At 74.1% G+C, this 13,257-nt stretch carries 12 protein-coding genes; 6 read left to right on the top strand and 6 right to left on the bottom strand.

Annotated features, from left to right (window positions below; all coding sequences use genetic code 11):
• The first annotated feature begins 25 nt into the window (after nt 1–25).
• Nucleotides 26–967 (top strand): diacylglycerol/lipid kinase family protein, encoded by a 942-nt coding sequence (locus tag ACFYE3_RS13160; RefSeq protein WP_387609877.1) that lies wholly within the window; start codon nt 26–28, stop codon nt 965–967.
• 41 nt (nt 968–1,008) lie between these two features.
• Here the strand turns inward: ACFYE3_RS13160 and ACFYE3_RS13155 are convergent, their stop codons facing one another.
• The 3 genes from ACFYE3_RS13155 to ACFYE3_RS13145 form a co-directional block, all read right to left on the bottom strand.
• Nucleotides 1,009–1,335, bottom strand: coding sequence for a hypothetical protein (locus tag ACFYE3_RS13155; protein WP_387609874.1), 327 nt, complete (start codon nt 1,333–1,335; stop codon nt 1,009–1,011).
• A 143-nt stretch (nt 1,336–1,478) separates the two neighbouring features.
• Nucleotides 1,479–2,480 carry a prephenate dehydratase gene (gene pheA / locus ACFYE3_RS13150; protein WP_387609871.1) on the bottom strand — a complete coding sequence of 334 codons (1,002 nt, stop codon included), beginning with the start codon at nt 2,478–2,480 and terminating at the stop codon, nt 1,479–1,481.
• Nucleotides 2,477–2,812 (bottom strand): rhodanese-like domain-containing protein, encoded by a 336-nt coding sequence (locus ACFYE3_RS13145; protein ID WP_368820900.1) that lies wholly within the window; start codon nt 2,810–2,812, stop codon nt 2,477–2,479. The genes pheA and ACFYE3_RS13145 overlap by 4 nt, the downstream gene beginning before the upstream one ends.
• 220 nt (nt 2,813–3,032) lie before the next feature.
• Here ACFYE3_RS13145 and ACFYE3_RS13140 point away from each other — a divergent pair, with 220 nt between their 5' ends.
• From ACFYE3_RS13140 to gabT, 4 genes are all read left to right on the top strand, one after another.
• Complete coding sequence (locus ACFYE3_RS13140) at nt 3,033–4,502, top strand: APC family permease (protein ID WP_387609868.1); 1,470 nt, start codon at nt 3,033–3,035, stop codon at nt 4,500–4,502.
• Between the two features lie 69 nt (nt 4,503–4,571).
• Nucleotides 4,572–6,113, top strand: coding sequence for a PucR family transcriptional regulator (locus tag ACFYE3_RS13135; protein WP_387609867.1), 1,542 nt, complete (start codon nt 4,572–4,574; stop codon nt 6,111–6,113).
• A gap of 296 nt (nt 6,114–6,409) precedes the next feature.
• Nucleotides 6,410–7,948 carry an NAD-dependent succinate-semialdehyde dehydrogenase gene (locus ACFYE3_RS13130; protein ID WP_387609865.1) on the top strand — a complete coding sequence of 513 codons (1,539 nt, stop codon included), beginning with the start codon at nt 6,410–6,412 and terminating at the stop codon, nt 7,946–7,948.
• Between the two features lie 163 nt (nt 7,949–8,111).
• On the top strand, nt 8,112–9,455 hold the full coding sequence (gene gabT, locus ACFYE3_RS13125; RefSeq protein ID WP_387609864.1) for a 4-aminobutyrate--2-oxoglutarate transaminase: 1,344 nt from the start codon (nt 8,112–8,114) through the stop codon (nt 9,453–9,455).
• A 151-nt stretch (nt 9,456–9,606) separates the two neighbouring features.
• Here gabT and ACFYE3_RS13120 read toward each other — a convergent pair whose 3' ends face one another.
• Together ACFYE3_RS13120 and ACFYE3_RS13115 are read right to left on the bottom strand one after the other, a co-directional pair.
• On the bottom strand, nt 9,607–10,542 hold the full coding sequence (locus ACFYE3_RS13120; protein ID WP_387806129.1) for a hypothetical protein: 936 nt from the start codon (nt 10,540–10,542) through the stop codon (nt 9,607–9,609).
• Nucleotides 10,543–10,826: 284 nt separating this feature from the next.
• Nucleotides 10,827–11,246, bottom strand: coding sequence for a hypothetical protein (locus tag ACFYE3_RS13115; protein WP_387609861.1), 420 nt, complete (start codon nt 11,244–11,246; stop codon nt 10,827–10,829).
• A 131-nt stretch (nt 11,247–11,377) separates the two neighbouring features.
• On the opposite strand from ACFYE3_RS13115, the gene ACFYE3_RS13110 reads away from it, so the two are divergent.
• Nucleotides 11,378–12,889 (top strand): amidase, encoded by a 1,512-nt coding sequence (locus tag ACFYE3_RS13110; protein WP_387609858.1) that lies wholly within the window; start codon nt 11,378–11,380, stop codon nt 12,887–12,889.
• On the opposite strand, the gene ACFYE3_RS13105 is transcribed toward ACFYE3_RS13110, so the two are convergent.
• Nucleotides 12,886–13,074: a hypothetical protein gene (locus ACFYE3_RS13105; protein WP_368832476.1), complete on the bottom strand. Its 189-nt coding sequence runs from the start codon at nt 13,072–13,074 to the stop codon at nt 12,886–12,888. The genes ACFYE3_RS13110 and ACFYE3_RS13105 overlap by 4 nt on opposite strands.
• Nucleotides 13,075–13,257 lie beyond the last annotated feature (183 nt).

The raw sequence follows: 13,257 nt of genomic DNA, 5'->3' as shown, positions 1-13,257 counted from the left end.
CGCCGCAGAACCGAGGAGTCCTTCCGTGACCGCCACTCCCGTGGCCCCCAAACGGGTCGCCGTCGTCATCAATCCCATCAAGGCCGACGCGGACGTCGCCCGGGACGCCATCATCATCGGGTGCCGCAAGGGCGGGTTCCCCGACCCCGTGTTCCTCGAGACCGCGGAGGACGACCCCGGCTCCTCCATGACCCGGGAGGCGCTCGAGCAGGACGCCGACCTCATCATCGCGGCCGGCGGCGACGGCACCGTCCGGGCCGTGGCGGAGGCGCTGGTCGGCCACGACACCCCGCTGGGACTCATCCCGCTGGGCACCGGCAACCTCCTGGCCCGCAACCTGGGCGCCGACCTGGGCGACCCGCACCGCAACGTGGACATCGCGCTCTTCGGCGCGGAGCGCGCCATCGACATGGCCACGTTCCGCGTGGAGCTCGAGGGCGGGACGGTGGAGGACCACGCCTTCTGCGTCATGGGCGGCGCCGGCTTCGACGCCCAGATCATGACGGACACCCGGGACGAGCTGAAGAAGCTGGTCGGCTGGGCGGCCTACGGGGAGGCCGGGGTCCGGCACCTGTTCGCGCCCCCGCGGTGGGCCCGCTTCCGGATCGACGACGGCGAGTGGCAGAGCCGCCGGGTCCGCTCCGTGATGGCCGCCAACTGCGGGATCCTGACCGCCGGCATGATCCTGGTGCCGCAGGCGAAGATCAACGACGGCGTGCTGGACCTCGTGGTGATGTCCCCGCGCAGCACCCTGGAGTGGGCGATGATGGCCGCCAAGGTCGTGTTCCGGCAGCGGCGCGACCTGCCCGTGATCGAGTTCTTCGCCGCGCAGAAGGTGCGCGTGGAGTTCCACGAGCCCATCGAGTCCCAGATGGACGGGGACGGCACCGGGCGGATCCACGGGTTCGAGTCCGAGATCCTCCCGGGCGCGCTGTCCGTGCGGGTCCCGCCCTCCCAGGGCGACTGACGCCCGCGGGGCCGCGGGGACCGTCACCCCGGGGCGGCGGGTCAGTCGGCGGGGTCGGGCCGGCGGCTCAGGCCCGCGACGAACGCGCCCACGAGGGCGAGCACGGCCAGTCCCACGGCGAGGAGCGGGCCCTGCCCGCGGTCCGTGAGCGGGGCGCCCGGCTCCGGGACGACGCGGGAGGCCGGCTCGAGGTCGAGCGCGTCGGCGGTCTGCGGGTCGCCGACGACGGGGCTCGGACCGGCCTCGACGCGGACCACCTGGGTGGGCGCGGGCGGCTCGGCCGCCGCAACCGGTGGGGCGGCGAGCGCGCAGGCCAGGAGGGCCGGTGCTGCGGCGAGGGCGAGACGGCGGACGGCGGGAGCAGGCATGGTGGCACCTCCGGTCGGGCTCGGTCCCGACCCGGGGGGTCGATCGACACCGGCTGAAGATCGCGGGCACGGACGCGCCCGCACCCCCATGGTGCATGTATTCGCATTCGTGAACAAGCGGGGGTGCGGTGCACGTCCTTCCGTTACGCGGGGCCCGGCGCCCCCGGTGCGGGCAGGGGCCGCGGGCTCCGGTGGTCGCGTCCCTGCAGGGCCGCGACCCAGGCCTCCGCCTCGCGGAAGGCGCCGTCGGAGTGGTGCCGGGCGACGGTCGCCACCTTGTGGTCGGCGCGCGGGTAGGAGCCGAGGAAGCGCGTGCTGGGACAGACGCGGCGCAGCCCCTCGAGGGCGTCCGCCACCCGGGCGTCGAGGATGTGCCCGTCCACGTCCACGCTGAAGAAGTACTCCCCGAGGAAGTTGCCCGTGGGCCGGGACTCGATCCGCGAGAGGTTGACCCCCCGGGTCGCGAACTGCTCGAGGATCTCCATGAGGGCCCCGGCCCGGTCCTCCCACAGCGGGATGACGAGCGTGGTCCGGTCCGCACCCGTCCGCGGCGGCAGGGGCGCCTCGGGCCGGGCCACGAGCACGAACCGGGTGACGGCGGCCCGGTTGTCGCCGATGTCCTCCGCCAGCACCTCGAGCTCGGGGTGCTGCTCGACGACCACGGGCGAGCAGACCGCGGCGTCGAAGCCGGCCCGGGAGGCCGGCTCCTCGTGGCCCGCCCCGCCGGGGAGCAGCGCGAGCGCCGCGGCCGCCGTGGAGGACGCCGGGACGTAGTCCACGCCCGGCAGCCGCTCGTCCACCCAGCCCCGCACCTGGGCCCAGGCGTGGGAGTGCGTGGAGACCGTGCGGACGTCGGCGAGCGTCGTGCCCGGCGGGGCCACGAGGACGAAGCTGATGGGCACGAGCGCCTCACGGACGATGCGCAGCTCGCTGCCGGTGGCCACGGCGTCGAGCGTCGCGGTCACGCCGCCCTCCACGGAGTTCTCGATGGGCACCATGGCGGCGTCGACCTCGCCGGCGCGGACGGCCGCGAGGGCCACGGGCACGGAGGACACGGGGCGGCGCTCGGCCTCCCGGGCGCCCTCCACGCTCAGCAGCGCGGCCTCGGTGAAGGTGCCGGCAGGGCCGAGGTAGGCGTACCTCAACGGACGTTCGGGGTCTCGCCCGTCTCGGACACCATGGGCTTCTCGGCGTCCATCCACGCCCCCATGCCGCCCAGGACGTTGATGGGGTCGAAGCCGTACTGCTGGAGGTACGCGGTCGCCTTCAGGGAGCGTCCGCCGGAGCGGCAGATCACGTACACGTCCTCGTCCACCGGCACCTCGCCGTAGCGCTCCGGGAGCTGCCGGAGCGGGATGTGCTGGGCGCCGTCGATGTGCCCGGCCGCCCACTCGTCGTCCTCGCGCACGTCCAGGACGCGCGCGCCCTCGGGGATCTCCTCCACCGAGGCGCTGGGCAGGTTGTCCAGGTTGTCCATCGTCAGGGTCCTCTCGTCGGAAACGGGTTCTCTCGGAACAGCCTAGTGCGCGGGCACCGGGGCCGGCCCGTCGCCGGGTCATCCCGGCCCGGGGGCTTCCAGGCAGCACACAGGAACGAAACAATCCGTGTATAGATTGTGCCCTCGCCGCCGGGAGCGCCGTGCGGCGGGTCCGACCAGGCACCTCGTCCGGGTGTCCTCGACAGAAGGAAGAACTGCCATGAGCACCATCGACCCCCGCAGCGCGGGGCCCGACGCCCCGGACCGCGAGGACCACGGCTTCAAGAAGGTCCTCGGCCGCCTCGACGCGATCGCCCTCGGCTTCGGCGCGATGATCGGCTTCGGCTGGGTCATCCTCACCGGTGACTGGCTGGCCGAGGCCGGGACCATGGGCACCGTACTGGCCCTCGTCACCGGCGGGCTCATCATGGCCGTCGTGGGACTCGTCTACGGCGAGCTCGTCGCCGCGATGCCGTACGCCGGCGGGGAGCACAACTACCTCATGCGCGGCATGGGCGCGCGCTGGGCGTTCGTGGGCTCCTGGGCCATCACCGGTGGCTACATCACCATCGTGGCCTTCGAGGCCGTGGCGGTGCCCCGCACCCTGCAGTACATCTTCCCCGGGCTGAGCCAGATCCCGCTGTGGACCGTCGCCGGCTTCGAGGTGAACCTGACCTGGGCGCTGGTGGGGTCGCTGACCGCGGTCGTCATCACCGCGATCAACATCCGCGGGGTCAAGCACGCGTCGATGGTCCAGATCTTCGTGATCCTCTTCCTGCTGATCGTGGGGCTCATGATGATCTTCGGGGCGTTCACCCGCGGCTCGGTCGCCACCATGGAGCCGTTCTTCACGAGCGGCACCGCCGGCTTCTTCCTCGTGCTCGTCACCGTCCCGTTCCTGTTCGTCGGCTTCGACGTCATTCCCCAGGTCTCCGAGGAGATGCACCTGCCGGCCAAGCAGCTGGGCGGGACCATCATCATCTCCGTCCTGCTCGCCGCGGCGTGGTACGTCATGGTCGTGCTCACCACGTCCTCGGCGATGTCGGGAGCGGACATCGCGGTCGCCGACATCGCCGTCGCCGACGCCATGGGGGCCATGTTCAACAGCACGATCGTGGCCAACCTGCTCATCGCCGGAGGCATCGCGGGCATCCTGACGTCCTGGAACTCCCTCCTCATGGGCGCGTCCCGCCTGCTCTGGGCGCTGGGGAACTCGCGGATGGTCCCGCAGTGGTTCGGCCGGCTGCACCCCAAGTACAGGACTCCGGCCAACGCCCTGCTCTTCGTGGGCGTCCTCTCCTTCGTGGCGCCGTTCTTCGGCGCGGAGATGCTGGGCTGGCTGGTGGACTCCGGCTCCCCGTCCATCGTGATCGCCTACGCCCTGGTCTCCGTGGTCTTCGTGATCCTGCGCCGGCGCGAGCCGGGCATGGACCGCCCCTTCCGGATCGGCGGCCGCGGCCACGGCGGCACGGTGATCGGCGTGCTCTCGGTCGTGCTGTGCCTCGCCCTGATCAGCCTGTACCTGCCCGGGATGCCCGCCTTCCTGAGCGCGCCCGCCTGGACGATCTTCGGGCTGTGGTGGCTGCTGGGGCTCGTGTTCCTGCTGCGCATCCCCACCGGGATCCAGCCGGGCCCCGACGCCGAGCACCGGCTCGTCGCCGAGGTCGAGCGCCGCAGGCAGCGGAGCTGAGGCGGCCGCCGCGCCGGGGACCGCTGCTCTAGGCTGTCCCCGGCGCGCCGAGGAAGAGGAGGACTGCCCATGGTCACGGTCGCCCAGGTGCTCGGCCTTCCCGGGCTCGGGCTGGAGACCGTCGTCGAGGCGGCCACCGACCTTCCGGTGAGCTGGGTGGTGACCAGCGAGCTCGCCGACCCCACCCCCTACCTCGAGGGTGGCGAGGTCCTCCTGCTGACCGGCATCCACACCTCCGCCCGGGCGCACTCCTGGACGGAGTACGTCGGCCGGCTCACGGACCGGGGCGTGGTGGCGCTGGGCCTGGGCGTGGGCGGACAGCTGTCCTACCTCCGTGTGCCGGACGATCTCGCCGCCGCGTGCCGGGACGCCGGGCTGACCCTGTTCAGGGTGCCCGAGCGCACACCCTTCCTGGGCATCATCCGCGCCGCGGCAGAGATGCGGGCGGCCGAGACGCGCACCGCCCTCGAGGCGATGCTGTCGGAGCAGCGGAGCCTGACCCGGGCCGCGGTGGGGCGCAACGGACCGGCCCGCGTGGTCCGCACGCTGGTGTCGGTGCTCGGCGGCGGATGGGCGGGGGTCTGCGCGGCGGACGCCCGGATCGTGGAGCGCTCCGCACCCGGACTGCCCGAGCTGCCCGCGGGCCGGACGCTGCCCGAGCTCCTCGACCGGCTGCGCCCGGCCGGGCTGCGCGGGTCCCTGAGCGAGTCCGGCCCGGCGGGCGCGGTGGTCGTCCATCCCCTCGGAGTGGACGGCGTCCCCCAGAGCTACCTCGTGGTGGCCCTGGCCGGCCCGGTCGATCCCGTCCGGACCGGCGTGATCGCCACCGCCGTGGCCCTGCTCTCGCTGCACGCGGAGCGCGCCGCGGAGCAGGCGCTGTTCCGCCGCCGGGTCCGTGCGGGGGCTCTCGCCCTCCTGCTCAGCGGCGAGGTGCGGTCGGCGGACGCGCTGCTGGGGGTGGCGGACGACACGACGTGGTCGACGGCGCCCCGGGTGCGGGTGGCCCGCCTGCGCGGTGGCGCCGAGGCGCTCCGGGACGGCGTGCGACGACTCGAGTCGCGCACGGCCCACGGCACGAGACCCGTGCTCGTCGGGGCGCCGGCCACGGAGCCCGACGGGGAGCAGACCGCCGCGGTGCTGCTGGAGGACCTCCCGGAGCGGCTGGCCGAGGTGCGTGCCGCCGTCGAGGCCTCAGGGCTGCGGGCCGGCATCGGCGGCCCGTCGGCCGTGCACGAGACGGACGCGAGCGACCGTGAGGCCCGCGAGGCCCTGGAGCGCACCACGGACCGTCAGCGCGTCGGCACGTGGGACGAACTCGTGGCGGGCGGCGTCGCCGGCCTGCTGCCGCCCGAGACCGCCCGGGCCTGGGCGCGGCAGCTGCTGCGTCCCGTCGACCGGGCCGGACTGCCGGCCCTGCTGCGCACGTTCCTCGCGCACAACGGCAACCGGAGCGGGACGGCCGAGGCCCTGGGGATCCACCGCAACACCCTGCAGCAACGGCTGCAGGAGATCGAGGAGGCGCTCGGCCGGTCCGTGGACGACCCGCAGCTGCGTGCGGAACTGTGGATCGCCCTGCGCCTGTCCGACCGCCCCGACCGGTCGGCTCCGTAGCCCGTCGTCGTTCCTCTGTGCACTGTGCACAACAACGTCTCGAAGGTTCAGCATCTTGCTGGGTGACCCCGGCGCTAGCCTGGAGCAGTCGGGGGACCGTGGCGGCCCCTCGGCGCCGGCTCCGCCCCGGCTCGGCGTCACCCGGTGACGACGTCCCCGTGGGGGAGCCCGTCCGGAGTCCTACGATGGACGGGCGGGCCCAGTGCTGTCGCCCGCCCGTCCGATGAACCCCTTGACGCAGCGCAGCGCCACCGGTGCCCGGTGGCCCGGCGCGCGTCGACCAGAGAGGCTGATACATGAGCACCACGGACAAGGCCCCCGCGGCCACCGGCATGACCGACCGCATCGAGGCGGTCCTCGCCAAGACCCCCACGGGGCTGCTGATCAACGGTCAGTGGCGCGACGCCTCGGACGGGGGAACCTTCGAGGTGGAGAACCCGGCCACCGGCGAGGTCATCGCGAGGATGGCCTCGGCCACCCGTGAGGACTCCCAGGCCGCGATGGACGCCGCCGCCGATGCCCAGGAGTCCTGGGCCCGCACCCCCGCCCGGGAGCGCTCGGAGATCCTGCGGCGCGCGTTCGACCTCGTGCAGGAGCGCGCCGAGGACCTCGCCCTGCTGATGACCCTGGAGATGGGCAAGCCGCTGGCCGAGGCCGCCGGGGAGGTCAAGTACGGTGGGGAGTTCCTGCGCTGGTTCGCCGAGGAGGCCGTGCGCGACTACGGCCGCTACACCGAGTCCCCCGAGGGCACCCTGCGGATGCTGGTCACCCACAAGCCGGTGGGCCCGTGCCTGTTGATCACCCCGTGGAACTTCCCCCTGGCGATGGCCACCCGCAAGGTCGCCCCGGCCGTGGCCGCCGGGTGCACCATGATCCTCAAGCCCGCCCGGCTGACCCCGCTCACCTCCCAGTACTTCGCCCAGCTCATGCTGGACGCGGGCCTGCCGGCCGGGGTGCTCAACGTCGTCTCCTCCAAGTCCGCCGCGGCGGTCTCCGAGCCGATCATGGCGGACCCGCGGCTGCGGAAGGTCTCCTTCACCGGCTCCACCCCGGTGGGCAAGCAGCTGATGAAGCTGGCCACCGACAACGTGCTGCGCACCTCCATGGAGCTCGGCGGCAACGGGCCGCTGATCGTCTTCGAGGACGCCGACATCGACAAGGCCGTCACCGGGGCGATGGCCGCGAAGATGCGCAACATGGGCGAGGCCTGCACCGCCGCCAACCGGCTGCTCGTGCACGAGTCGGTCGTCGACGAGTTCGTGGCGAAGATGGCCGAGAAGATGGCCGCCCTGACCGTGGGCAACGGCGTGGACGACGGGGTGAGCGTGGGCCCGATGGTCGAGGCCAAGGCCCGCGACTCCGTCGAGGAGTTCGTCACCGACGCCGTCGAGCGCGGGGCGAAGGTCGTCGTCGGCGGGGCGCGGGTGGACGGGCCCGGCTACTTCTTCCAGCCCACCCTGCTGCGCGACGTCCCCGTCGACGCCCGCGCGGTGACCGAGGAGATCTTCGGCCCCGTCGCCCCGGTCGTCACCTTCACCGACGAGGACGAGGCCGTGGAGTTGGCCAACGCCACCGAGTACGGTCTGGCCTCCTACGTGTTCACCGAGAACATCTCCCGCGGCCTGCGCATCGGCGACCGCATCGAGTTCGGCCTGATGGGCCTCAACGTCGGGGTGATCTCCAACGCCGCCGCCCCCTTCGGCGGGGTCAAGCAGTCCGGCCTGGGCCGCGAGGGCGGGGCCGAGGGCCTGGCCGAGTACACCACCACCCAGTACATCGGCGTGGAGAACCCCTGGGCCGACCTCCCCAACCCCGGCACCGGCACCCCCGCCTGAGGTCCTGACCCACGATCCCGGCCCCGGGACGGCGGTCGTCGCAGCCGCCTGCGACGACCGCCGTCCCGTGCCGGAGCACGCCTGGTCGACGTCCGCGTCCGCGCAGGCACGTCCCACCCGTCCCGTCCCCACCGTCCCGTCCCCATCGAAAGGAGATCTCGTCGTGACCGAGATCCAGTACCGGCTCGAGCAGGTCCGTCGCCTCGACGGCGCCCTCCCGGGCCCGAAGTCCCGCGAGCTGTCCGACCGGCGGGCCGCGGCCGTCGCCTCCGGAGTCGCCTCCTCCGTGCCCGCCTACGCCGCGGACGTCGACGGCGGGATCGTCCTCGACGTCGACGGCAACCAGCTCGTCGACCTCGGCGCCGGCATCGCCGTGACCACCGTGGGCGCCTCCGCCCCCGCCGTGGTCGCCAAGGTGCAGGAGGCCGTGGCGCACTTCACGCACACCTGCTTCATGGTCACCCCGTACGAGGGCTACGTGGCCGTCGCGGAGAAGCTCGCCGAGCTCTCCCCCGGCGACCACCCGAAGAAGGCGGCGCTGTTCAACTCCGGCTCCGAGGCCGTCGAGAACGCCGTGAAGATCTCCCGCGTGCACACCGGCCGCCAGGCCGTCGTCGTGTTCGACCACGCCTACCACGGCCGCACGAACATGACTCTCGCGATGACCGCCAAGGTGATGCCCTACAAGCAGGGCTTCGGCCCGTTCGCCGGCGAGGTCTACCGCGTACCCGTGTCCTACCCGTTCCGGGACCCGGAGGGCATGACCGGCGCCGAGGCCGCCCGCCGGGCGCTGCTCCAGGTGGAGAAGCAGGTCGGCGCGGAGAACGTGGCCGCGGTCGTGATCGAGCCCATCCAGGGCGAGGGCGGGTTCATCGTGCCGGCCGACGGCTTCCTGCCCGCGCTGTCCGAGTGGTGCACCGACAACGGCGCCGTGTTCGTCGTCGACGAGGTGCAGTCCGGCATCGCGCGCACCGGCGAGTGGTTCGCCGTGGACCACGAGGGCGTCGTCCCCGACCTGATCACCGTGGCCAAGGGCGTGGCCGGCGGCATGCCGCTGTCCGGAGTGGTCGGTCGCGCCGAGATCATGGACTCCGTCCACGCCGGCGGCCTCGGCGGCACCTACGGCGGCAACCCCGTGGCCTGCGCCGCCGCCCTCGGCGCGCTGCAGACCATCAAGGAGTGGGACCTCGTCACCCGCGCCCGCCGGGTCGAGGAGATCATCCGCGAGGAGCTGGTTCCGGTGGCCGAGGAGACCGGCATCGTGGGCGAGATCCGTGGCCGCGGCGCCATGATGGCGCTCGAGTTCGTCCGGCCCGGCGGCACGGAGCCCGACGCCGACGCCGCCAAGGCGATCGCCGCGGAGTGCCTCGCGCAGGGCGTCATCATCCTCACCTGCGGAACCTTCGGCAACATCGTGCGCCTGCTGCCGCCGCTCGTCATCGGCGAGGAGCTGCTGCGCGACGGCCTGCAGGTGCTCGCACAGGCCGTCCGCAACGCGGCGGCCTAGGCGAGCATCGAGGGGCCTCGTTCAGCACCACCCTCACGCCGAGGGGGCCCGTTCGCACGGTCGGACAGTCACATTCCGTTCGGACGGGCCCCCTCGGCGTGGCGGTCGGCCGGTCGCGACCCCTCGCCCCGGGCACTCCGGCTCGGCCCCGTCACAGGCGGTGCGCGATCCCCATGGCCTCCCACACCAGAGCGACCGCCACCGGCACCCGGCCCCGCGTCGTCGTCGCGTGCCGGTGCAGGTCGTGAGCGCAGATCCGGAGCTCACGCCACCCCGCCGACTCCGTGGCCCGCAACCGCCTGATGTCCACCACTCGCTGCTCCGCCCGGTCGTGGTGGCCACCCTCGTACTGCAGGCTCAGCCGGTGGCTCTCCAGGGCGAGGTCCGGCTGTGCCAGAAGCGTCCCGTCGGGCCCCAGCAGAGGATGGTCGAGCACCAGGCCCCGGATCCCGTGGTCCTCGAGCAGCAGCCGCAGCCGTGTCTCGCCGGGCGAGTCCGACCCTGCCCGCGTCCGCTCGACCGCGGCGCGTGCCGTACGGATGCCACGCCGCCCGGCGTGCTCCCGCACTCCGGTCTCGAGCTCGTCCGGTCGGCACACCGCGGCCACGGCCCGGCGGATCCCGTGGCGGTGGGCATTGATCAGTCCGTCGGCGAGCACCACTGCCTCCGTGACCGTGAGCTCGGCGCAGACGTCCAGGAACGTGCGCACCGGTGACGTGACGGCCACGGCGTGGACGAGGACCACCTCGTGCGGACCGAGGCGCCCCCTCCGGCAGACGACGCCTGGCCGCCTCAGGGCCCTCGAGTTGTCGGCGCGCGTGAGCCACAGCTCCGAGGACCGCTGCCAGCGGGCGGGAACCCTCAGCCGGTGGAGCAGCGCCGCGGAGCGGTGGCTGATCACCGTCCCCGGATACCGGCGGGTCAGTGCCCGTGCCGCTTCCAGCAGAGGAGCGGGACAGCCGACGGGGACCCGCACTCCCCTGCCGACGGGACTGGTGAGGTCGGAGTCCCGGAGCCGGTGCTCCGCGACGCCCAGTGCCAGGGCCTCCTGACGTGAGAAGCCGATTCCACGGAGCTCAGGCGGCAAGGGGCCGGGGTGTCGCATGACGAGAGCATGACCGCCGTGGACGGGCGGAGGACGGCGCGAGCACACGGAGTGGTGCGGTCCCGCCCTCCCGGACCGTCATCGCGCCCCGGTGGAGTGCGGTTGCGCTGCTCGGTGTCCTTCCGCCCATCCACGGCGAGGGGGCGGGTTCCGCACGTCTCCATCACCGACGGGTCGCTGCCGGACCCTCCGCGCCACCCATTCCCGCCGAACGCGACCCCTCGCGCGCCCGGGGTGCCGAACGCGACCCCTCGGCGCGGTGGGTGTCAGCCGGAGCAGCGCTCCTGCAGGCCTCTGACCTCCTGGACCACGCTGATGAAGGAGCGTTCGCCCTGCCGGAAGCCGGCGACGGCCTCCCGGACGGAGGTGAGCTGCCCGGACAGCTCGTCGGGGGCGGTGGCGGCGAGCTCGTCGACCTCGGTGAACAGTCCGGCGGGGTCCTCCCGCAGCTGCTCCGGGGCGGTACGCACGGTCTCGAGCACGCGGGCGCACGTCTCCTGGACGGTGGCGGCCGAGGCGCCGCCGGAGGCCGCCGGGCCGCTCGGGGCGGTGGACGTCGGCGCGTCCTGCCCGGGGCCGGCCGCGGAGTCCCGGTCGGCGGAGGAGCAGCCGGTGAGGGCCAGGAGCAGGACGGCCGCCGTCGCCGCGCGGATCACCGCGGGACGGGGCGCATGGGCTGTGGGCACGGGGATCTCCTGCGGGGTCGAGGTACCTGGGGGCGCCCGGGGGCGCCCGGACAGCCGTCAGCCTACTAGCCTGGGCTCCGTGCCCTGCGGCCCCCGGACGGGAGCCGCCGTGACCCCGGACAGGAGCCGCCGTGACCCCGATCGGAGACCTCAGCGCCGCGCAGCTGCGGGACGCGCTGGCACGCGGCGACCTGGGCGCGGTCGAGACCGCCGAGCACTTCCTGGCCCGGATCGCGGAGCGCAACCCGGCGCTGGGGGCGTTCGTCCACGTGGCGGCGGACCTCGCCCTCGACCGGGCACGCGCGCTCGACGCCCTGCCCGCCGGGGCCGCGCGCGGACCGCTGCACGGCGTGCCGCTCGCGGTGAAGGACCTGCACGACGTCGCCGGGATGCCCACCACCTACGGTTCCGCCGCCGTGACCGGGAGACGCGGCGGCGCGCCCGTGGCCGAGGCCGACGACGACCTCGCGGCCGTGCTGAGCGCGTCCGGCGCGGTGTGCCTGGGCAAGACCCAGGTGCCCGAGTTCGGTCTCAACTGCTACTCCGAGAACCTCGTGGCCCCGCCCGCCCGGAACCCGCACGACCTGTCGACGGGGGCCGGGGGCTCCTCGGGCGGCCAGGCGGCGGCCGTGGCGGCGGGCCTGCTCCCGGTGGCGCCGGGCTCCGACGGCGGAGGATCGGTGCGCATCCCGGCGGCGGTGTGCGGGCTCGTCGGGCTCAAGCCCAACCGCGGCCGGGTGCCCACCGCGGACGCGCAGTCGGACGCCGCCCAGCTCGTGGTGAACGGGCCCCTCGCCCGCACGGCCGAGGACGCGGCGCTGCTGCTCGACGTCCTGTGCTCCCCCGCGCCCGGCCCGGCGCACGGCAACGTGGTGCAGCGGGCGGTCCGCGCCGCCCCGCAGGGGTCCTTCCTCGACGCCGTGCGCGCGGCACGGCGGGGCGACCTCCCGTGGGGGGACCGGCCGCTGCGGATCGGGGTGAGCACCGCCTCCCCGTTCGACTCGGCCCAGGACATCGAGGTCTCCCCGGAGGCGCGCGCCGCCCTCGACGCGGGCGTCGCCCGGCTGCGGTCCGCCGGGCACGAGGTCGGGGAGGCCGGGCTGTCCTACGACCCCGAGTACCCCGGGGCCTTCTTCGACGTGTGGACCACCTCGATGGGCACGGCCCCGCTGGACGACGACCGGGCGGGGAGACTGACCGGCCTCGCGGGGGCCTTCCGGGCCCGCGCCCTGCGCCGGTCGGCGGTCGAGCTGGCACGGGCCGTGGGCGTCCTGCGCCGCGTCGAGCAGGACGTGGTGCGCGCGTACGGCGCCTGGGACCTGGTCCTGACGCCCGCACTGGCCATGACACCGCGCCCGCTGGGCTGGTACTGGGAGGGCTACGACCTCGCGGACCCGGCGGGCGCGGACCAGGACTACCGGCGCCAGTGCGGCTACACGCCGTGGACCTCGGTCGTGAACGTCGTGGGCCTGCCCGCGGTGACCGTCCCGACGCTGTGGACCCGCGCGGCGGGCGACGACGACGGGCCGGTCGTGCCCATGGGCGTCCAGCTCATCGGCCGCCCGAGCGCAGAGGCGCAGCTGCTCGCCGTCGTCGCCCAGCTCGAGGACCAGGGCCTCCCCGGTCCCCGCCCCGCGGCCTAGGAGTGGCCCAGGGCCTCCTCCTCGGGGTCCTCGTCGGGGTCGGTGGCCGCCTCGGGGTCCTCCTCCGGCTCGAAACCGGTGGCGTTCTCGTCGGTGGTCAGCCCGATGCCCTGCTCGTTGTCCGGGACGGTGCCCTCCGGGCCCTTGCCCGTGCCCTCGGTCGTCTCGTCGGGTGCGTCGCTCATGGTGCCGGCCTCCTCGTTCGGTCCTGCCCTGTCTGGTGCCCTCATCCTGTCCCACCGGCCACGATTCCTCCAGCCCTCGCCCGGGCCTCTGTCGCAGGGCGTCCCACGAACCGGCGCGAAGCACGAAACCTGGCGACCCGATCGCGTGCCAGCCCCCGCGCGCCCGCCGCCCGGCGGTAGGTT

Origin of the sequence: Kocuria arenosa, assembly GCF_042879215.1 — a bacterium.
GTDB classification, from domain to species: domain Bacteria; phylum Actinomycetota; class Actinomycetes; order Actinomycetales; family Micrococcaceae; genus Kocuria; species Kocuria arenosa.
This window is presented reverse-complemented; position numbering and strand designations above follow the sequence as displayed.

Excerpts from the sequence above, each read along its gene's own strand:
- ACFYE3_RS13140 (WP_387609868.1), top strand. The coding sequence starts at position 3,033 with ATGAGCACCATCGACCCCCGCAGCGCGGGGCCCGACGCCCCGGACCGC.
- ACFYE3_RS13135 (WP_387609867.1), top strand. The coding sequence starts at position 4,572 with ATGGTCACGGTCGCCCAGGTGCTCGGCCTTCCCGGGCTCGGGCTGGAG.
- ACFYE3_RS13130 (WP_387609865.1), top strand. The coding sequence starts at position 6,410 with ATGAGCACCACGGACAAGGCCCCCGCGGCCACCGGCATGACCGACCGC.
- ACFYE3_RS13105 (WP_368832476.1), bottom strand. The coding sequence starts at position 13,074 with ATGAGCGACGCACCCGACGAGACGACCGAGGGCACGGGCAAGGGCCCG.
- ACFYE3_RS13145 (WP_368820900.1), bottom strand. The coding sequence starts at position 2,812 with ATGGACAACCTGGACAACCTGCCCAGCGCCTCGGTGGAGGAGATCCCC.
- ACFYE3_RS13155 (WP_387609874.1), bottom strand. The coding sequence starts at position 1,335 with ATGCCTGCTCCCGCCGTCCGCCGTCTCGCCCTCGCCGCAGCACCGGCC.